The following is a 19,657-nucleotide window of genomic DNA, read 5'->3' as shown; positions in this document are numbered from 1 at the left end:
GGGAGGCGACTCCTTCCAACGTGCCGCCTACCGGGTTAGCTGTCGGGTTCGGGCGGGTGGTTCGGAAGGGTTGCCCTACGGCGTCGTCCCGGGCGGGAGTCGGCCGATTCACCCCAGGATCGGTGGGTCCCCGGCTCCGGCCGCCGCGAAGGGGCGCACCGGACTCGGCGGAGGCCGCGCGGCCCGGCGAGGTTCGCCGGTAGGGGTCGTGCGGCCTGACGGCAACCTAGCCAACTCGTGTGACTCCTGTGAAGGTTGCCGTGCCATATGTCCGATACATTTCCGTGCCCCCGGGCAAGTCTCACACCGGCGTGACAAGGCGCTTCCGCAGGGTGAGCGGCCCGGCCGCGCCCGTGGCGAGGTTGCCGGCGTGCCGCTGCCGTGTCCTGTCGCGCACCTCACGGGCGCCGACTTTCCGCTGTCGGGACCGGTTGTCGGTGCGGGCCCCTAGACTCGTAGAGCGATGAGCAGCCTCTTTGACGACAGCTTCCTGGCGGACCTCCAGGCCCCTCGCGGGCACGCGGAGGAGCCCCCGCCGCCGCCCGAGGACGATCACGCCCCGGAGCCCCTTCCGGACGATCTGTTCGGCGGGAAGTTCGACGTGCCGCCGGACCGGGACGCCCACTACCGCGACGGCGCCCCGCGTCCCGTGATCGACGCGGACGCGCTGCTGGCGGGGCTCAACGACAACCAGCGCGCCGCGGTCGTCCACGCCGGCTCGCCGCTGCTCATCGTGGCCGGCGCCGGCTCCGGCAAGACGCGCGTCCTCACCCACCGCATCGCCCACCTGCTCGCCGCGCGCGACGTGCACCCGGGGCAGATCCTCGCGATCACCTTCACCAACAAGGCCGCGGGCGAGATGAAGGAGCGGGTCGAGCAGCTCGTCGGCCCGCGCGCCAACGCGATGTGGGTGATGACCTTCCACAGCGCGTGCGTGCGCATCCTGCGCCGCGAGTCGAAGAAGCTCGGCTTCACGTCGTCCTTCTCGATCTACGACGCCGCCGACTCCAAGCGCCTGATGGCCCTGGTCTGCCGCGACCTCGACCTCGATCCCAAGCGCTTCCCGCCGAAGTCCTTCAGCGCCAAGATCAGCAACCTGAAGAACGAGCTGATCGACGAGGAGGACTTCGCCGCCCAGGCCACCGACGGCTTCGAGAAGACCCTCGCCCAGGCCTACGCGCTCTACCAGTCGAGACTGCGCGAGGCCAACGCGCTGGACTTCGACGACCTGATCATGACCACGGTCAACCTGCTGCGCGCCTTCCCGGACGTGGCCGAGCACTACCGCCGCCGCTTCCGGCACGTCCTGGTCGACGAGTACCAGGACACCAACCACGCGCAGTACGCCCTGGTCCGCGAGCTGGTGGGCACCGGGCAGCACGACGAGGACGCACCGCCCGGCGAGTACGACCTGCCGCCCGCCGAGCTGTGCGTGGTGGGTGACGCGGACCAGTCGATCTACGCCTTCCGGGGCGCGACGATCCGCAACATCCTCCAATTCGAGGAGGACTACCCGGACGCGACGACGATCCTGCTGGAGCAGAACTACCGCTCCACGCAGACCATCCTGTCCGCCGCCAACGCGGTCATCGAGCGCAACGAGTCCCGCCGCCCGAAGAACCTGTGGACCAACGCCGGCCAGGGCGCGCGGATCACCGGCTACGTCGCCGACACCGAGCACGACGAGGCCCAGTTCGTCGCCGACGAGATAGACCGCCTCACCGACGCGGGCGACGCGAAGGCGGGGGACGTCGCCGTCTTCTACCGCACGAACGCCCAGTCCCGTGTCTTCGAAGAGGTCTTCATCCGAGTCGGCCTGCCCTACAAGGTCGTCGGCGGCGTCCGCTTCTACGAGCGCAAGGAGGTCCGGGACGTCCTGGCCTACCTGCGCGTCCTCGCCAACCCCGAGGACTCCGTGCCGCTGCGCCGCATCCTCAACGTGCCCAAGCGCGGCATCGGAGAGCGCGCCGAAGCGATGATCGACGCCCTCGCCCAGCGCGAGAAGATCAGCTTCCCGCAGGCGCTCAAGCGTGTGGACGAGGCCTACGGCATGGCCGCGCGCTCCACCAACGCGGTCAAGCGGTTCAACACGCTGATGGAGGACCTGCGGACCATCGTGGAGTCCGGCGCCGGACCGGCGACCGTGCTGGAGGCCATACTCGAACGGACCGGCTACCTCGCCGAGCTGCAGAACTCCACCGACCCGCAGGACGAGACCCGCATCGAGAACCTGCAGGAACTCGCCGCGGTGGCCCTGGAGTTCGAGCAGGAACGCGCGGAGGGGGAGGCGGGCACGCTGGCCGACTTCCTGGAACAGGTCGCGCTGGTCGCCGACTCCGACCAGATCCCGGACGAGGAGGACGGCGACGGCGTCATCACCCTGATGACCTTGCACACCGCCAAGGGCCTGGAGTTCCCGGTGGTCTTCCTGACCGGCATGGAGGACGGCGTCTTCCCGCACATGCGCGCCCTCGGCCAGACCAAGGAACTGGAGGAGGAACGGCGCCTGGCGTACGTGGGCATCACGCGCGCGCGGGAGCGGCTGTACCTCACCCGGTCGGCGATGCGCAGCGCCTGGGGCCAGCCGTCGTACAACCCGCCCTCCCGCTTCCTGGAGGAGATCCCGGCCGCCCACCTGGAGTGGAAGCGGACCGGAGCCGCGGCGCCGGTGTCCTCCGGGCCCGCCGCCGGGATCGCGGCGTCGCTGTCCTCCTCCCGCTCCCGCTCCGCGGCGTCGGGCGCGTCCGGGTTCGCCACCCGGCGCACGGCCGAGAAGCCGGTGGTCGCCTTGGCCGTCGGGGACCGGGTCACGCACGACCAGTTCGGCCTCGGCACGGTCGTCGCGGTCAAGGGCACCGGCGGCAACGCCGAGGCGACGATCGACTTCGGGGACGCCAAGCCGAAGCGGCTGCTGCTGCGGTACGCGCCCGTCGAGAAGCTCTAGCCGGCCCGCCGAGCGGCTTCGCGAACGATGTGAGCCCCGCCGGACCGGCAGGGCTCACATCGTTCGCGTGCGTCCGGGGCTCAGCTCGGGTCCAGTCCGTGGCTGCGCAGCCACGGCAGCGGGTCTATGGCCGCCCCGCCGGCCGGGCGGACCTCGAAGTGCAGGTGCGGGCCGGTGGAGTTGCCCGAGTTGCCGGAGTAGGCGATCGGCTGGCCGGCCTTGACGGCGGTACCGGCGGCCACCCGGTAGCTGGAGAGGTGGCAGTACCAGGTCTCCGTGCCGTCCTTCGCCGTCACGATCATCATGTTGCCGTAGGCGCTGTTCCACTTGGTGGAGACGACGCCGTCGGTCGCGGCCATCACCGTGGTGCCGTACGAGACCGGGAAGTCGATGCCCGTGTGCACGGACATCCAGTTCACACCGGCCTGGCCGAAGTAGGCGCTGAGCCCCTTCTGCAGGACCGGGATGGCGAACTTGGGCCGCAGCCGCTCCTTGAGCGCGGCCTCGGCGGCGGCCTTCTTCTTCTGCAGCTCCTGCTGCGTCTTGAGATCGATGCGTTCCTGCGTCCGGCTGGCCCGGTCGGCGAAGTCGTCGGCGCCGGCGGAGAGCGTCCTGAGCTGGGTGTCCAGCTTGCTGTTGGCGACGGACGGCTTCACCGACTGCGCGTCCGAGGCAGTGACGGAGGAGTCGCCTCCGTCGTCGGTCAGACCGCCGACGGAGGCGGCGGCGATGCCGGCGACACCCATCACACAGGCCGAGGGCACGGCGATGGTCAGCAGTGCGGAGCGCTTGGGGGGCGTACGGCGCCGGGAACGCGCCGCGCCGCGGGAGCCCGCGCGGGGCGCGGGCACCGGAGCGGGCTCCTCCTGGTCGTCGAGCAGATCCGGCACCGCGGGCAGCTCGCCCGTGTCGCCCGGCTCGCCGTCCCCGGTGCCCGCATCCGGGAACTCACCGGTCTCGGCGTACTCGCCGAACTCGGCGGCGCCGGTGTACTCGCCGGTGCCCGCATACTCGCCGGCCTCGGGGTACTCGCCGCCCTCGGCATACTCGGCGAACTCGCCCGTCCCGGCGGCCTGGGCGAACCGCTCGGCGTGCTGGTCGTGCGGCGTACCGGGCTGGTCGTGCGGCGCCGCGAGGTGCTCGTGCGGCACGGGCGTGCCGTCGGAGTTCCACTGCGTGGCGTCGTACGCGGCGGTGTCGTAGGCCTGGGTGCCCCACTGCCACTGCTGGGTCTGGTCGGCGCCCGCGGACTGGTCTTGCTGCAGCCAGGCGTTCGCGTCCCACTGGCCGCTGAAGTCGTCGCCCGTGGCCTGCGCGGGGATCGTCCACGCGGTGGTGTCGTACGCGCCCGTGTCGTAGGCCGCGTGCTGCTGGGCCGCGTACGGGTCGTGCTGCGTGAACTGGCCCGTACCGGTCTGCCACTGCGTGCTGTCGTAGACGCCGGTGTGCTGGTCGTCGCCCGGCAGGCTGCCGAAGAGCGGGTCGGTGGCGAAGGCGCCGGTCCCGCTGGTGGTGGCCGTGAAACCGGTGGCGTCGTAGCCGCCGTACGTGGTGAGGTCGTCGTAGTGGGCTTCCTGCGTTCCGTAGGCGTAGTGCCCGGTGGAGGCGTCGGAAGCCGGGGCCGGGGTGGTCATGGTCCCCGACGGGTGACGGTCGTTCACCTACTTCTCTTTCGCCTCGACAACAGTGGCTGCCAGAGCAGTGCGGCGACTGTACCCGGCGGTACGCGGGCGCGACAATCGTCGGCCGGTTTCGCGTGGGCCGGAAACGGGCATTCGGCCGTGATTCGGGGGTCGTGAACCCGACTTTGGCGTTGTGTTCGAGGTCTGTTCGATGCAGGGTGACTCTGGGTAACCGATGGGGCGGCTCTGTCCTGGCCCGCTCGGCCCGGTTCGCCCCCCGCCGGCCGGCTTCGCTCAGGCCACCGTCGCGCCGTCGGTGAGCCGGGTCTCGGTGGGCGCTGCCTCGAGGGCCTCCCGTATGCCGACCGCGACGGCCGGGTGCACCGGCAGCGCGAGGTGCCCGATGCCCGTCACGCGGATGTTGCGCACATCCAGGTCGGGGTGGTCGATGCAGGCCGATTCCAGGGGGACCATCACGGAGTCCAGGTCGCTCCAGAAGCTGACGAAGCGCGTACGACAGCCGGGCGCCGGCCTGGCCAACGCCTCGATCACCTCGGAGCCGGGCCGCATCTGCCGCACGATGGGGTGCGCGCTCGCCAGGGGCAGGGCCCGGGTTCCGGAGTGCGGCGTGCCGAGGGTGACGAGCGTGCGCACCCTGGCGTCGCCGCCCAGGCACTGTGTGTAGTAGCGCGCGATGAGGCCGCCGAGGCTGTGTCCCACGATGTCCACCTGGCTGCTGCCGGTGCGCTCGCAGATCTCCTCGACGTGCCGGCCCAGCAGTTCGGCCGCGATGCGTATGTCGCACGTCAACGGAGAGTAGTTGAGCGATTCCACGCGCTGGCGGCCGCTGCGTGCGAGGCTGCGGCGCAGCAGGACGAAGACGGAGCGGTTGTCGATGAAGCCGTGCAGCAGGACGACCGGCGGGCCGGGCCTGCCCGGAAGCCGGGTGGTGCCGTCCTGGGCGGACGGGGCGGGACCGCGGCGCTCCTGGGTTAAACCGGTCGGGTACAGCAGCAGGTGCCCGGCCAGGATCGCCGCCTCCAGCGCGGTCGCCTTGAGCAGGGCCATGGAGAGATCGACCAGTCTGCCGGGCCACAGGCGCCGGTAGATCGGGAGGACGAGCGGCAGTACCCCGGTGACCTTCATTGGCCGACCTCCAGTCGGCACGCGGGGGGCGGCTCCGTCCCCCGCGTGCCCTCATGTCCCACTATGTGATTTCCCCCTCCCCGCGCACCGTAAAACTGCCGGTTGCGGGATGCTGGGGATAACGTTCGTTCACTTCGCGACGGGTGGCGGGACGCGCCAAAAGTGCGGTACTTGTCGTTACGGACGGAAGCGATCGCTTCCGTGATCCTCTGATGGAGGCAGTGATGGGTGTGGCAGCCGGTCCGATCCGCGTGGTTGTGGCCAAGCCGGGGCTCGACGGCCACGATCGCGGGGCCAAGGTCATCGCGCGGGCGCTGCGCGACGCCGGCATGGAGGTCATCTACACCGGGCTCCACCAGACGCCCGAGCAGATCGTCGACACCGCGATCCAGGAGGACGCCGACGCGATCGGCCTGTCGATCCTCTCGGGCGCCCACAACACCCTCTTCGCCGCCGTCATCGATCTGCTCAAGGAGCGCGAGGCCGAGGACATCGTCGTCTTCGGCGGCGGCATCATCCCGGAGGAGGACATCGCGCCGCTGAAGGAGAAGGGCGTCGCGGGCATCTTCACGCCGGGAGCGACCACCACGGCGATCGTGGAGTGGGTGCGGGAGAACGTGCGCCAGCCGGCCGCGTCCGGCGGCTGAGCCGCCGGACGCGGTGCCGTGCGGCAGGCTACGGGGGCGCCGCTCCCGGAGCCCTTCGCGTCCGAAACGGCCCCCTTCTCAGTCCCCGGACCTGCGGGGCGTTCCGCCCGGTGCCAGCTCCACGGCCATCGCCGCCCGCAGCCGCAGGGTGGTGACGAGCCGCTGGAACGCCTCCGCCCAGTAGCCCCCGGCGCCCGGCGAGGCGTCCTCCCGCTCGTCGGGTATCGCGAGCAGAGCGTCGAGGCGAGTGGCCTCCGCCGGGTCGAGGCACCGCTCGGCCAGTCCCATCACCCCGCTGAAGCTCCAGGGGTAACTGCCCCCGTCCCGCGCGATCTCGAGGGCGTCCACCACGGCCCGGCCGAGCGGGGCGGACCAGGGGACCGCGCACACCCCGAGGAGCTGGAACGCCTCGGACAGGCCGTGGGTCGCGATGAAACCCGCCACCCACTCGGCCCGTGCGCCGGCGTCGAGCGCGGCCAGCAGCTTCGCCCGCTCCGCCAGGGACACCGCGCCCGGCCCGCCGGCCTCGGGCGCCGACGGTGAGCCGAGCAGCACCCTCGACCACTCGGCGTCCCGCTGCCGCACCGCCGCCCGGCACCAGGCGGCGTGCAGCTCGCCCTGCCAGCCGTCGGACACCGGCAGCGCCACGATCTGCGCCGGGGTGCGCCCGCCGAGCCGCCCGGGCCAGATCCCCAGTGGCGCCGCCTCCACCAACTGGGCCAGCCACCAGGAGCGTTCGCCTCTGCCGGCGGGGGGCTTGGCCGTCACACCGTCGCGCTCCATGCCCGGGTCGCACTCGTGCGGCGCCTCCACCACGAGTGCGGGCGAGTCCGCGGTGCGGTCCACGGCCACACACGCCGCGGCCCGTCGCGCCATGCGGGTGGCGAGCGCCGAACCGGGCAGCGACGACAGCAGTTCCGCCGCGGTCGCCCGGACGTTGCGGCTGCGGTCGCTCAACGCCCGCTCGAGGAAGGCCTCGTCCTCGGCCGACAGGCCCGCGCGCAGCGAGTCGAGGAACATCAGACGGTCCTCCGCCCGCTCGGTGGGCCAGGTGCCCTCCAGCAGTTCCCGTGCGACCGCGGGGGTGGTGGCCCGCAGTGCGCCCAGCAGCGCGACCCGCTCGGCGAACAGCCCCTCCTGCCACAGCAGGCGCACCGCCTCGCCGTCCCCGGCGCCGGGCAGTGCCGCGCCGCCGCCCGGCGCCGCGCGCAGGGCGAACCGCCAGTCGGGGTTCAGCCGGGCCAGCCACAGCGCCCGCGGCCCGGCGAACGCCAGCGCCGCCGGCCGCAGGTCCGTGCGGCCCCGGGCGGCGTCCAGCAGCGCGGGCAGCGCCGGGGCAGGGGCGGCGTAGCCGTGCGCGTTGGCCGCCGCCAGCCACTGCGGGAGCAGTTCCATGAGGTCGGGCGAGCTGCCCCGACGGCCGCCGCCCGCGCCGCCCGAGCGGTCGGCCAGCAGCGTCGCGAGCCTGCGGGCCGCGGCCGCGGGCAGCGCCGGACGCGGATCCTCCGGGGCGGGCTCCGGCCGCCGCGCGGCCCGCCCGGGCCGCAGGCCCGCCCGTCGCCGCACGGTCGCCACGGCGGCGGCGTCCAGCAGGGCCACCGGGGCCTCCCGCCCGGCGGACGCCGCCGGCGGGCGCCGGTCGGTGCCCAGCAGAGCGGTGGCGACCAGCTCCTCCCAGGAGGCCTCGCCGTCCCGCGTGGCCGGCGTTCCGTCCATGCCGTCCCCTTCCCTTTCCGTCCTCGAGTGCGCTGCGCCGGACTCCGGCCGGCGGTCCCCTCCGGTCAACACAGCGTCACCGGGTCGCCCGGGCCCTCGGGCCACGCCGTCAGCGGGGTGAAGCCGCGGTGGCCGCACTCGCCGAAGACCCGCACGGGCGCGCCGCCGGACAGGGCGACCAGGCGCCACAGGCCGGGGCGGGCGCGGAACGCCTCGGTGAGCGGCAGCGCCGAGTCCGCCTGCGCGTCGGCCAGTTGCCAGCCCCCGCCCGCCTCCGTGTCCTGGACCGGCACGACCCCGTCCAGCGTGACCGGGACCGAGTCCAGCCAGGGGTCCTCGCGGAGCGCCTCGCCGTAGCGCGCCGCCGCCTGGGCGGTGGTCGCGCCGGGTGGCCGCAGCGCGGCGGGCACGGGCGGCGCGTACTGCTCGCCCAGGGCCGCCCGCGTCTGACCGGCGCCGGGGAACACGGACAGGTCCGCGTCCAGGACCAGCCCGACCGGCAGCGAAAGCTCCGGTGCCCGGCCGGCCGCGCCGTAGGAGAGGAGCAGCCGGGTCAGACCCGAGTCGGCGCCGTGCAGCCACAACCGGCGCGTCGTCAGCTTCGCGTCCGCCGTGTCGTACTGCGCCAGCACCAGCCAGCGGTCGCGCAGCGGCGGGCCGTCCGGCTGGGCCGGCAGGCCGAGCCGGGAGCGGACCGTGGCCGCGAGGGCGTCCGGCAGCCGGTCGTGGCGCAGCCAGCCCTGGTCCAGGAGGTGCAGCAGGGCGCTCTCCTCCAGCAGCCGCGCCGGCCAGCCCGGGCCGGAGGCCGGTATCGCACCCAACTCCCGCACTCGCGCGGCGAGTCCGGGCGCCTGCGCGTCGACCATGCGCGCCGCCGTCTCCTCCCAGAGGGCGTACCCGGCCTGCTCGGCCGTGGCCAGACCGCCGCGCAGCAGGTCCGCCAGGCGCTGCTCCAGTTCCGTCGCGCCCGCGGTGACCCGCTCGGCGCGGCGCGCCGCCCGTCGCCGCGCCGCCCCGGGATCGGCGGACCCGGAAGCCGAACCGCCGCCGCCCCCCGCCTCCTTCTTCTCCGCGCGCTCGCGCCGGCCCGAGAGCCACTGCGCGGCCCAGTCCGGCGGCTCGGCCGGCTGCGGTACCGAGCCGTCCCCCTCCGCCCACAGCAGGAGCAGCCCGAGGGCGTGCTTGCACGGGAACTTACGGCTCGGACAACTGCACTTGTAGGCCGGGCCCGTGACGTCCGCGAGGTCCGCCACCGTCTGGTACGGCCTGCTGCCGCTGCCCTTGCACAGCCCCCACACCGTCCCCTCTCCGCTGCCCGTGCCGGACCACGGCCCGGCCGTGCCCAGCCTGCTTCCCGCCTTGCGTGACGCGGCGTCAGGCGCCAGAGCCAGCACCTGGTCCGCGGTCCAGCGCACCCCCTGCTCAGTCATGGAAACGACGGTAGGTCCCCCCACTGACAATCGGCCTCGCGAGCCCGTTCCTGCAGGTCAGGGCGATTGTCAGTGGGGTGGTGCACGGTTGGTGCCAGATCCGAACCGGCCGAGCTGGAGGGGGCCTCAGCCATGTCTGTGTCCGTGGAACCGATGTCCGTCGACGCGAGCGGGAACCAGGACGCGCAGGCGTTGCGACCGCACGCCGAGCACGCGTTCGCGGCCGAACTCGCCGCGCTCGCCGCCCAGGACGACCGTCCGCGCCCGGCCCGCTGGAAGCTGTCGCCGTGGGCGGTGGCGACCTACCTGCTCGGCGGCACCCTGCCGGACGGCACCGTGATCACACCGAAGTACGTGGGCCCGCGCCGCATCGTCGAGGTCGCCGTCACCACCCTCGCCACCGACCGCGCCCTGCTCCTGCTCGGCGTCCCCGGCACGGCCAAGACCTGGGTGTCGGAGCATCTGGCGGCGGCCGTGAGCGGCGACTCGACCCTGCTCGTACAGGGCACGGCCGGCACACCGGAGGAAGCGATCCGCTACGGCTGGAACTACGCGCAGCTCCTCGCGCACGGCCCCAGCCGGGACGCCCTCGTGCCCGGCCCCGTTATGCGGGCCATGTCCGAGGGGATGACGGCCCGGGTGGAGGAGCTGACCCGCATCCCGGCCGACGTCCAGGACACCCTGATCACGATCCTGTCCGAGAAGACGCTGCCGATCCCGGAGCTGGGCCAGGAGGTGCAGGCGGTCCGCGGCTTCAACCTCATCGCCACCGCCAACGACCGCGACCGCGGCGTCAACGACCTTTCCAGCGCCCTGCGCCGCCGCTTCAACACCGTGGTGCTGCCGCTGCCGGAGAGCCCCGACGCCGAGGTCGACATCGTCACCCGGCGCGTGGAGCAGATCGGCCGCTCCCTCGACCTGCCCGCCGTGCCGGACGGCGTCGACGAGATCCGCCGGGTGGTGACCGTCTTCCGCGAGCTGCGCGACGGCGTGACCGCCGACGGCCGCACCAAGCTGAAGTCGCCGAGCGGCACGCTGTCCACGGCGGAGGCGATCTCCGTGGTGACCAACGGCCTGGCCCTGGCCGCCCACTTCGGCGACGGTGTACTGCGCGCGGGTGACGTCGCCGCCGGCATCCTCGGCGCCGTCGTCCGCGACCCGGCGGCCGACCGCGTGATCTGGCAGGAGTACCTGGAGACGGTGGTGCGTGAGCGCGACGGCTGGAAGGACTTCTACCGGGCCTGCCGGGAGGTGAGCGCGTGAGCGGCACCGCCGCCCGGGACGGCGCGTACGGCTCCGGGCCGCTGCTGCTGGGCGTACGGCACCACGGACCGGGCTCGGCGCGCGCGGTGCGGGCCGCCCTGGACGCGGCCCGGCCCGGCGCCGTGCTCGTCGAGGGGCCGCCCGAGGCCGACCCGCTGGTCCCGCTGGCCGCCGACCCGGACATGCGCCCCCCTGTCGCCCTGCTCGCGCACGCCGTGGACGAGCCCGGACGCTCGGCGTTCTGGCCCATGGCCGAGTTCAGCCCCGAGTGGGTGGCGATCCGCTGGGCCCTCGGGCACGACGTCCCGGTCCGCTTCATCGACTTGCCGGCCGCGCACACGCTGGCCTGGGACACCGGGACGGAGACCCCGTCCGGGGCCGGCCCGCAGGACGAGGAGGGGCCGGAGCGGGACCTGCGCCTCGACCCGCTGGCCGTGCTCGCCGGGACCGCCGGTTTCGACGATCCCGAGCGCTGGTGGGAGGACGTCGTCGAGCACCGGGGCGCCGGCCCCCTGGACCCCTTCGCGCCGTTCGCCGCGCTGGAGGAGGCCATGAGCGCGCTGCGGGAGCGCTACGGCGCCGGCGGCAGACCGCGCGACCTCGTGCGGGAGGCCCACATGCGGCTCCAGGTGCGCGCCGCGCGCAAGGAGTTCGGGCCGGAGGTGGCCGTGGTGTGCGGCGCGTGGCACGTGCCCGCGCTGCGGGAGCGGGCCACCGTCACCGCCGACCGGGCGCTGCTCAAGGGGCTGCCCAAGGTCAGGACCGACCTGACCTGGGTGCCCTGGACGCACCGCAGGCTGGCCCGGTCGAGCGGCTACGGCGCCGGGATCGACTCGCCGGGCTGGTACGGGCACCTGTTCCGGGCGCCGGACCGTCCCGTCGAGCGGTGGCTGACCAAGGTGGCGGGGCTGCTGCGCGAGGAGGACCGGATGGTCTCCTCCGCGCACGTCATCGAGGCGGTACGGCTCGCCGGGACCCTCGCGGCGATGCGCGGCCGCCCGCTGCCCGGCCTGACCGAGACCACCGACGCCGTGCGCGCGGTGATGTGCGACGGCTCCGACGTGCCGCTGGCGCTGGTGCACGACCGGCTGGTCGTCGGCGACCTGCTGGGCGAGGTGCCGGAAGCGGCGCCCGCGGTGCCCCTGCAGCGCGATCTCGCCCGGGAGCAGCGCAGGCTGCGGCTGAAGCCGGAGGCGCTGGAACGGGAGCTGGAACTCGACCTGCGCAAGGACACCGACGCCGGCCGGGGCAGGCTGCTGCACCGGCTGCGGCTGCTCGGCGTCGGCTGGGGCGAGCCGGCCGAGTCACGGGGGAGCACCGGCACCTTCCGGGAGACCTGGCGGCTGCGCTGGGAGCCGGAGCTGTCGGTCCGGGTCGCCGAGGCGGGGGTGTGGGGGACGACCGTGCTCGCCGCGGCCACGGCGAAGGCGGAGGCCGACGCGCTCGCCGCGCGCGCCCTCGCCGACGTCACCGCCTTGGCCGAGCACTGCCTGCTCGCCGGGCTGCCGGACGCGCTGCCCGTGGTGATGCGGGTGCTCGCCGACCGGGCGGCCCTCGACACGGACGTCGGCCACCTCGCCCAGGCGCTGCCGGCGCTGGTCCGCTCGCTGCGCTACGGCGATGTGCGCGGCACCGACACCGGAGCCCTGGCCGGCGTCGCCGCGGGCCTGGCCGAGCGGGTCTTCGTCGGCCTGCCGGCGGCCTGCGCCGCCCTGGACGCGGACGCGGCACTGGAGATGCGCGGCCATGTGGACGCAGCGCACACGGCGGTGGGCCTCCTCGCGGAGACCCTGGCCGGCGCACCGGCCGCCGGCCACGGCGACCTGCGCGGCCGGTGGCGTGCCGTGCTGCGGACCCTGGCCACGCGGGACACCGTGCCCGGCGTCGTCCGCGGGCGGGCGGTACGGCTGCTGCTGGACGACGGCGAGCTGGAGCCGGAGGAGGCGGCCCGGCTGATGGGCCTGGTGCTCTCGCCGGGCACCCCGCCCGCCGACGCGGCGGCCTGGATCGAGGGCTTCGCCGGGGGCGGCGGCGGCATGCTGCTGGTCCACGACGAACGGCTGCTCGGCCTGGTCGACGCCTGGCTCACCGGGGTCCCCGCGGACGCCTTCACCGACGTGCTGCCGCTGCTGCGGCGCACCTTCTCGGCGTACGAGCCGGGCGTGCGCAGAACCCTCGGGGAACTGGTGCGCCGCGGCCCGGGGGCGGACACCGCCCGCACGGCCAGGACACCAGTAGTGCCCGGCTTCGCCGCCGAGCCCGACACCGAGCGGGCCGACGCCGTGCTGCCGGTGCTGCGGCTGCTGCTCGGCCCGGACCCGGACGACGGCACCACGACGAGCGACGACGACTGCCTGACGGGAGTGGGCGCATGACCGGCGAACCCCTGCTGACGGAACCCGCCGACCCGGCGCGCGAGCGGCTGCGGCGCTGGCGGCTGGTGCTCGGCGGCGACCAGGCCGACGGCACCGGATGCGCCCTGTCCGGCCGGGACGCGGCGATGGACGGCACGCTCGCCGCGCTGTACGGCAAGGGCGACAAACCGCAGGGCGGGCGGGAGCGTTCGGCGGGCCTCGGCGCCTCGGCGCCGTCCGTGGCCCGCTGGCTCGGGGACATCCGCACCTACTTCCCCTCCTCCGTCGTCCAGGTCATGCAGCGCGACGCCATCGACCGGCTGGGGCTCGCCTCCCTGCTGCTGGAGCCGGAGATGCTGGAGGCGGTCGAGGCCGACGTGCACCTGGTCGGCACACTGCTCTCGCTCAACCGGGCCATGCCCGAGACGACGAAGGAGACCGCGCGGGCGGTGGTGCGCAAAGTGGTCGAGGACCTGGAGAAGCGGCTCGCCACCCGCACCCGGGCCACCCTCACCGGCGCCCTCGACCGCAGCGCGCGGGTCAGCCGGCCGCGCCACCACGACATCGACTGGAACCGCACCATCGCGGCCAACCTCAAGCACTACCTGCCCGAGTACGGCACGATCGTGCCGGAACGGCTGATCGGGTACGGGCGGGCCGCGCAGTCCGTGAAGAAGGAGGTCGTCCTCTGCATCGACCAGTCTGGTTCGATGGCGGCGTCCGTGGTCTACGCGTCCGTCTTCGGCGCGGTGCTGGCCTCCATGCGGTCGATCGACACCCGGCTCGTCGTCTTCGACACGGCGGTCGTGGACCTCACCGACCAGCTGGACGATCCGGTCGACGTGCTCTTCGGCACCCAGCTCGGCGGCGGCACGGACATCAACCGGGCGCTCGCCTACTGCCAGGAGCGGATCACCCGACCGGCCGAGACGGTCGTCGTGCTGATCAGCGACCTCTACGAGGGCGGCATACGGGAGGAGATGCTCAAGCGGGTCGCGGCGATGAAGGCGTCCGGGGTGCAGTTCGTGGCCCTGCTCGCGCTGTCGGACGAAGGAGCGCCCGCGTACGACCGGGAGCACGCGGCGGCGCTCGCCGCGCTCGGGGCGCCGGCGTTCGCCTGCACGCCCGACCTGTTCCCCGAGGTGATGGCGGCGGCGATCGAGAAGCGGCCGCTGCCCATACCGGACACCGCGTGACGTGTGGTGGCGAAAGGGACATGGCTACTCATTGGTAACAGGGGGCTTGCGCTACCTCGGGCCGTGCGTGCGAGTATCTACGCCGCCTTCACCCCGACTCCAGGAAGCTCCCGCCTCTTGCCCTTGACAGCAGCTCCGTTCGGGATCGCTGTGCGCGCGCTGCGTACCGCGGCGGGGCGGCGTGCGCTCCAACTGGTGCTGCTGCTGGGCGGACTGCTCGCGCTCGGCTTCCTCTGCGGGACGCAGGCCCAGGCGGCCGAGGGCAAGCCGGCCACGGGCCCGGTGAGTTCGCCACTGCCGCGGTCCGGGCGCGAAGGTGTCGCAAGGATCGTCACGGCGCCGAGCGCCATGGCGCCGGCTGCCAAGGACTCGACGGAAGTCACCTCCCTCCAGGGGGTCGCTGACGGGACTGTCGCCGGGCGGGCTGCCGCCTCCGTGCGTGGGGTCGCTGACGGGACTGTCGCCGGGCGGGCTGCCGCCTCCGTGCGTGGGGTCGCTGACGGGACTGTCGCCGGGCGGGCCGCTGCCTCCGTGCGTGGGGTCGCTGACGGGACTGTCGTCGGGCGGGCCGCTGCCTCCGTGCGTGGGGTCGCTGACAGGACTGTCGCCGGACGGGCCGTCACCTCGGTGGAGGTGGTCACCGAACGGGTCGTCACCCCCGTGCGTACCGTCGTGCGCGAGACGTCCGGCGCCCTCGGCGAGGTGCGGACCACGGCGCTGCCCGGGGCCACCTCCCTGCCCGGGGCCACCTCCCTGCCCGTGCCGGGACTGCCCGTGCCAGGAGTCCCCGGAGTCTTCGACCCGCTGCCCGCGCACCAGTTGCCCGCGCCGGTCACCCCGGCGCCGGCGGCCGACCGGCCGGGCACCGGGAGCGCCGAGGGCGCCGGCCACCACCGCGCCGCCGCCCCCGTGCGGCCGTCGGAAGCGACGTACGGACCGGGCGCCGTGCCCGCCACCGCGCAGGCCCCGGCAGACAGCGCGGCTGCCCGTGCCACCGCACCGGCCGGAGCCCCGGCCAAGCTGCCCACGCCGTCCGGGGACCCGGACGGCGCGCTCGGCAAGCAGGCGGCCGACGGCACCGCCTCCCGGCACGGCGACGCGCACGCCGTCGCCCTCGACGGCCGGGCGCCCGTGCGGCTCCTGGCCGGCGCCACCGCGCGCGTCGACGCGCCCGGGACCCGGGAACGGCACCGGGACATCCCTCTCTTCCCCGGCTAGGGCCAGGACCGGCCTCCCCGCCACCGACCCGTGGCGCGGGGCGCGACAGGTCTGCCCGCCCGTCCGGGACCCCGTTTGTCGATCCCTTGCCGAACCCTCGGCGATCTCGCTGATCTCCCGGCGATCCCCGGACGGAACTTCCAGCCGATCCGAAGGACTGACGCACGCAATGAACAAGAACATCCGCCGTTCCATCGTCATCGCCGCCGGTGTGACCGGCGTCTGGGCGCTCGGCTCGGCCGCCGCCAGCGCGGACGAGCTGTCCTCGCCCGCGGTCTCCGTACCGGACACCGACAGCGGCGCCGGCACCCTGACCGGCGCGCTCGTCGGCACGGTCGACGGCGTCCTCACCGGCGTCACCGACGTCGCCGGCGATACGGGCGTCCCCGGCACCGTCTCCCGGCTGACCGACACCGCCACCGGGACCGTCTCCGACACGGCGGCCGAGGCGCACCAGCAGGCACGGACCGCCACCGGCGCCGCCGACCGGGCCGCCGACCAGGCAGGCGCCGGCGCCAGGACCCCCGCTGCCGAGAGGACCACGGCCGAGGAAGCCGCCAAGGCGGCCCAGGCCGCCCGCCCCGACCGGCCCGCGGCCGGTGCACAGGCACGGCGCGCGGAGACCGCACAGCACGCGCTGCACGCCCGTGAGAGGGGCGACGGACTCCTCGGCGGCACGACCGCCCGGGCCGCCAGGGCGACCGACGTGGTCGCCCCGTCCTCGCCCCCGGCCCTCGCCCCGCAGGGCGAGATCGACTACCTCTTCGGCCCGCTGTCCTCCTTCGCCCCCGAGGTGGAGGAGGCGCTGTCCGCCGCGCAGACCAGGCTCCACCGCGCTACCGCGGACGCCAACCCGCAGGTCCCGGCCGCCGTCGCGGGCGTGCCCGCGCACGCCGACGACGCGGTGGCCGGTGTGCGGCGGCGGGCCGCGGGCTCCGCGCGGGCGGTGCCGGGCGCGGCCGCCGTGGTGGTGGACGAGACGGCCGCCGCCGCGGTGCCGCCGGTGGCCGCCGCCACGGTGCACGGGATGGTGCCGGTCGCCGGGCGGGCCGTGACGGATGCGGGGGCGCTCGGGAACGGCGTGGCCGGTGCCGTGGCGCTCTTCGCGGACGGCGTCGTGGGCACCGTGCCGCCGGCCGTCCAGGAGGTGACCGGGCGGGCCGGGACCTTCGCGCAGGGCGTGGCCGGGCAGGTGCCGCCGTTCGAGGCCGGGGTCACCGGTGCCGTGGAGCCTGCCGTTAGCCGGGTCACCGGTGCCGTGGAGCCGGCCCTCGGCCAGGTCGCCGGCACCGTACGGCCGGCCGTGGACGGCATAGGCGGCAGCGCGAGCGGGCTGGCGTACGGCGCGGCCGGCGAGGCGGTGCCGTTCGCGGACGGCACCGCCGCTGCCGCCGGGCCCGTCACGGGTGAGGCGGGCCCCTTCGCGCGGGACCTCGGCTGGACCGCGCGGGTCACCGCCGGGCCGCTGGCGGCGCACGCCGTGGACGGGACCGCGCGGGCCGCTGAGAACGCCGCTCCGGGGTATGTGCACGACCTGACGAACCACTACGGCGTGCGGGCCTGACGGGCCGCGAAGACTCCGCGGAGGAGAGCCGGCCCGAGACGGCCGAATGCCGTCGGCCCGTCCGGCCGGCCCTCCGCGGTGCGCGGGCGGGTGGTCCCCATTGGGGTGGGGATCAGCCGTCCGGGGCCTCCAGGGGCCCGTACCGGGGGCCTCACCGGGCTCACCCCAGCCCGGTGAGGCCGCACACCTCCCCCATGTCGGCACGCCGTGCCAGCGAACCCGGCATCATGTGACAGGTATCACCGCTCAGGTGTGACCCTCGATTTAGGGAGCCCCCGCGAGCGGCGATAACCTGCGAGACGGACATGCCGCGCGCTCGGACACCGTGTGCGCTTCCCTTGTGACACAGCGGACGTCACGTTGCCCTTCGCGGCACGCCCACGCATCCAACGAACCGCGAGATCACTGATAGGGACGGAAGCGCGTGGACCTGTTCGAGTACCAGGCGAGGGACCTCTTCGCCAAGCACGATGTACCGGTGCTGGCCGGTGAAGTCATCGACACGCCTGAGGCGGCGCGCGCGATCACCGAGCGGCTGGGCGGCAAGTCCGTCGTCAAGGCGCAGGTGAAGGTCGGTGGCCGCGGCAAGGCCGGTGGCGTCAAGCTGGCCGCCTCCGCGGACGAGGCCGTCGCCCGTGCGACGGACATCCTCGGCATGGACATCAAGGGCCACACGGTCCACAAGGTCATGATTGCCGAGACGGCCCCGGAGATCGTCGAGGAGTACTACGTCTCCTACCTCCTCGACCGCGCCAACCGCACCTTCCTCTCCATCGCCTCCGTCGAGGGCGGCATGGAGATCGAGGAGGTGGCGGCCACCCGTCCGGAGGCCGTCGCCAAGACGCCGATCAACCCGATCGACGGTGTGGACGAGGCCAAGGCCCGCGAGATCGTCGAGGCCGCCAAGTTCCCGGCCGAGGTCGCGGACAAGGTCGTGAACGTCCTCGTCAAGCTGTGGGACACCTTCATCAAGTCGGACGCCCTCCTGGTCGAGGTCAACCCGCTGGCGAAGGTCGCCTCCGGCGAGGTCCTCGCCCTCGACGGCAAGGTGTCGCTCGACGACAACGCCGAGTTCCGCCACCCCGAGTACGAGGAACTCCACGACAAGGCCGCGGCCAACCCGCTTGAGGCCGCCGCCAAGGAGAAGAACCTCAACTACGTCAAGCTCGACGGTGAGGTCGGCATCATCGGCAACGGCGCCGGTCTCGTCATGAGCACCCTGGACGTCGTCGCGTACGCCGGTGAGAACCACGGCAACGTCAAGCCCGCCAACTTCCTGGACATCGGCGGTGGCGCCTCCGCCCAGGTCATGGCGAACGGCCTGGAGATCATCCTGGGCGACCCGGACGTCAAGTCCGTCTTCGTGAACGTCTTCGGCGGCATCACCGCCTGCGACGAGGTCGCCAACGGCATCGTGCAGGCCCTGAAGCTCCTCGAGGACCGCGGCGAGAACGTCACCAAGCCGCTCGTCGTCCGTCTGGACGGCAACAACGCCGAGCTGGGCCGGCAGATCCTCACCGACGCCAACCACCCGCTGGTGCAGCGCGTCGACACCATGGACGGCGCGGCCGACAAGGCCGCCGAGCTGGCCCACGCCGCCAAGTAAGCACTCAGGACGAGGACACAACACACCATGGCTATCTGGCTCAACAAGGACAGCAAGGTCATCGTCCAGGGCATGACCGGTGCCACCGGCATGAAGCACACCAAGCTCATGCTGGGTGACGGCACCCAGGTCGTGGGCGGCGTGAACCCGCGCAAGGCGGGTCAGACCGTGGACTTCGACGGCACCGAGGTACCGGTCTTCGGCACCGTCAAGGAGGCCATCGAGAAGACCGGCGCCAACGTCTCCGTCATCTTCGTGCCGGAGAAGTTCACCAAGGACGCGGTCGTCGAGGCCATCGACGCCGAGATCCCGCTGGCCGTCGTGATCACCGAGGGCATCGCCGTGCACGACACGGCCGCCTTCTGGGCGTACGCCGGCAAGAAGGGCAACAAGACCCGCATCATCGGCCCGAACTGCCCCGGCATCATCACCCCGGGCCAGTCGAACGTCGGCATCATCCCGGGCGACATCACCAAGCCGGGCCGCATCGGCCTGGTCTCGAAGTCCGGCACGCTGACGTACCAGATGATGTACGAGCTGCGTGACATCGGCTTCTCGACGGCCGTCGGCATCGGTGGCGACCCGATCATCGGCACCACCCACATCGACGCCCTGGCCGCGTTCCAGGACGACCCCGACACCGACCTGATCGTGATGATCGGTGAGATCGGCGGCGACGCCGAGGAGCGCGCGGCCGCGTTCATCAAGGAGAACGTGACCAAGCCGGTCGTCGGCTACGTCGCGGGCTTCACCGCGCCCGAGGGCAAGACCATGGGCCACGCCGGCGCCATCGTCTCCGGTTCGTCCGGCACCGCCCAGGCGAAGAAGGAGGCCCTCGAGGCCGCCGGCGTCAAGGTCGGCAAGACGCCGACCGAGACGGCGAAGCTGGCGCGGGAGATCCTGGGCGCCTGACGCACCCGGCTGAGCGTCCGCAGGCCCGTCCCCGGTGAG

General features: G+C 73.8%; 13 protein-coding genes and 1 riboswitch. Of the genes, 9 read left to right on the top strand and 4 right to left on the bottom strand.

Annotation, left to right across the window (positions count from 1 at the left end):
* Nucleotides 1–7 precede the first annotated feature (7 nt).
* Nucleotides 8–180, bottom strand: a riboswitch (cyclic di-AMP (ydaO/yuaA leader).
* A 283-nt stretch (nucleotides 181–463) separates the two neighbouring features.
* Nucleotides 464–2,944, top strand: coding sequence for a DNA helicase PcrA (pcrA, locus tag ACFQ9Z_RS22935; protein ID WP_383021734.1), 2,481 nt, complete (start codon nucleotides 464–466; stop codon nucleotides 2,942–2,944).
* A gap of 80 nt (nucleotides 2,945–3,024) precedes the next feature.
* Here pcrA and ACFQ9Z_RS22930 read toward each other — a convergent pair whose 3' ends face one another.
* Both ACFQ9Z_RS22930 and ACFQ9Z_RS22925 read right to left on the bottom strand, forming a co-directional pair.
* Entirely contained in the window at nucleotides 3,025–4,605 is a 1,581-nt protein-coding gene (locus ACFQ9Z_RS22930; protein ID WP_383021728.1) for a M23 family metallopeptidase, read from the bottom strand.
* A 255-nt stretch (nucleotides 4,606–4,860) separates the two neighbouring features.
* Complete coding sequence (locus ACFQ9Z_RS22925; RefSeq protein ID WP_383021724.1) at nucleotides 4,861–5,712, bottom strand: esterase/lipase family protein; 852 nt, start codon at nucleotides 5,710–5,712, stop codon at nucleotides 4,861–4,863.
* Nucleotides 5,713–5,936: 224 nt separating this feature from the next.
* Here ACFQ9Z_RS22925 and ACFQ9Z_RS22920 point away from each other — a divergent pair, with 224 nt between their 5' ends.
* Nucleotides 5,937–6,359 (top strand): cobalamin B12-binding domain-containing protein, encoded by a 423-nt coding sequence (locus tag ACFQ9Z_RS22920; protein WP_360671105.1) that lies wholly within the window; start codon nucleotides 5,937–5,939, stop codon nucleotides 6,357–6,359.
* Nucleotides 6,360–6,437: 78 nt separating this feature from the next.
* Here the strand turns inward: ACFQ9Z_RS22920 and ACFQ9Z_RS22915 are convergent, their stop codons facing one another.
* Both ACFQ9Z_RS22915 and ACFQ9Z_RS22910 read right to left on the bottom strand, forming a co-directional pair.
* Nucleotides 6,438–8,075 (bottom strand): DUF5691 domain-containing protein, encoded by a 1,638-nt coding sequence (locus tag ACFQ9Z_RS22915; protein ID WP_383021721.1) that lies wholly within the window; start codon nucleotides 8,073–8,075, stop codon nucleotides 6,438–6,440.
* Between the two features lie 65 nt (nucleotides 8,076–8,140).
* Complete coding sequence (locus ACFQ9Z_RS22910) at nucleotides 8,141–9,505, bottom strand: SWIM zinc finger domain-containing protein (RefSeq protein ID WP_383021717.1); 1,365 nt, start codon at nucleotides 9,503–9,505, stop codon at nucleotides 8,141–8,143.
* A 132-nt stretch (nucleotides 9,506–9,637) separates the two neighbouring features.
* On the opposite strand from ACFQ9Z_RS22910, the gene ACFQ9Z_RS22905 reads away from it, so the two are divergent.
* The 7 genes from ACFQ9Z_RS22905 (at nucleotide 9,638) to sucD (ending at nucleotide 19,618) form a co-directional block, all read left to right on the top strand.
* Nucleotides 9,638–10,768, top strand: coding sequence for an AAA family ATPase (locus ACFQ9Z_RS22905; RefSeq protein ID WP_383021712.1), 1,131 nt, complete (start codon nucleotides 9,638–9,640; stop codon nucleotides 10,766–10,768).
* Nucleotides 10,765–13,143 (top strand): DUF5682 family protein, encoded by a 2,379-nt coding sequence (locus tag ACFQ9Z_RS22900; protein ID WP_383021709.1) that lies wholly within the window; start codon nucleotides 10,765–10,767, stop codon nucleotides 13,141–13,143. Before ACFQ9Z_RS22905 ends, ACFQ9Z_RS22900 begins: the two co-directional genes overlap by 4 nt.
* Nucleotides 13,140–14,318 carry a VWA domain-containing protein gene (locus ACFQ9Z_RS22895; protein WP_383021705.1) on the top strand — a complete coding sequence of 393 codons (1,179 nt, stop codon included), beginning with the start codon at nucleotides 13,140–13,142 and terminating at the stop codon, nucleotides 14,316–14,318. Before ACFQ9Z_RS22900 ends, ACFQ9Z_RS22895 begins: the two co-directional genes overlap by 4 nt.
* A gap of 579 nt (nucleotides 14,319–14,897) precedes the next feature.
* Nucleotides 14,898–15,536: a hypothetical protein gene (locus tag ACFQ9Z_RS22890; protein WP_383021700.1), complete on the top strand. Its 639-nt coding sequence runs from the start codon at nucleotides 14,898–14,900 to the stop codon at nucleotides 15,534–15,536.
* A 169-nt stretch (nucleotides 15,537–15,705) separates the two neighbouring features.
* Nucleotides 15,706–17,100, top strand: a complete 1,395-nt coding sequence (locus tag ACFQ9Z_RS22885) for a hypothetical protein (protein WP_383021697.1) — start codon at nucleotides 15,706–15,708, stop codon at nucleotides 17,098–17,100.
* Nucleotides 17,101–17,524: 424 nt separating this feature from the next.
* Complete coding sequence (sucC, locus tag ACFQ9Z_RS22880; protein WP_383021694.1) at nucleotides 17,525–18,706, top strand: ADP-forming succinate--CoA ligase subunit beta; 1,182 nt, start codon at nucleotides 17,525–17,527, stop codon at nucleotides 18,704–18,706.
* Nucleotides 18,707–18,733: 27 nt separating this feature from the next.
* Nucleotides 18,734–19,618: a succinate--CoA ligase subunit alpha gene (gene sucD, locus ACFQ9Z_RS22875; RefSeq protein WP_383021691.1), complete on the top strand. Its 885-nt coding sequence runs from the start codon at nucleotides 18,734–18,736 to the stop codon at nucleotides 19,616–19,618.
* Nucleotides 19,619–19,657: the final 39 nt, after the last annotated feature.

This window comes from Streptomyces sp. NPDC056580, assembly GCF_042793175.1.
GTDB lineage: Bacteria > Actinomycetota > Actinomycetes > Streptomycetales > Streptomycetaceae > Streptomyces.
Note: the sequence above shows the minus strand (reverse complement) of the source record. Positions and strands in the feature narration are given on the sequence as shown.

Coding starts and splice junctions, on each gene's coding strand:
- pcrA (WP_383021734.1), top strand. CDS start 464: ATGAGCAGCCTCTTTGACGACAGCTTCCTGGCGGACCTCCAGGCCCCT.
- ACFQ9Z_RS22925 (WP_383021724.1), bottom strand. CDS start 5,712: ATGAAGGTCACCGGGGTACTGCCGCTCGTCCTCCCGATCTACCGGCGC.
- ACFQ9Z_RS22920 (WP_360671105.1), top strand. CDS start 5,937: ATGGGTGTGGCAGCCGGTCCGATCCGCGTGGTTGTGGCCAAGCCGGGG.
- ACFQ9Z_RS22915 (WP_383021721.1), bottom strand. CDS start 8,075: ATGGACGGAACGCCGGCCACGCGGGACGGCGAGGCCTCCTGGGAGGAG.
- ACFQ9Z_RS22910 (WP_383021717.1), bottom strand. CDS start 9,505: ATGACTGAGCAGGGGGTGCGCTGGACCGCGGACCAGGTGCTGGCTCTG.
- ACFQ9Z_RS22905 (WP_383021712.1), top strand. CDS start 9,638: ATGTCTGTGTCCGTGGAACCGATGTCCGTCGACGCGAGCGGGAACCAG.
- ACFQ9Z_RS22895 (WP_383021705.1), top strand. CDS start 13,140: ATGACCGGCGAACCCCTGCTGACGGAACCCGCCGACCCGGCGCGCGAG.
- ACFQ9Z_RS22885 (WP_383021697.1), top strand. CDS start 15,706: ATGAACAAGAACATCCGCCGTTCCATCGTCATCGCCGCCGGTGTGACC.
- sucD (WP_383021691.1), top strand. CDS start 18,734: ATGGCTATCTGGCTCAACAAGGACAGCAAGGTCATCGTCCAGGGCATG.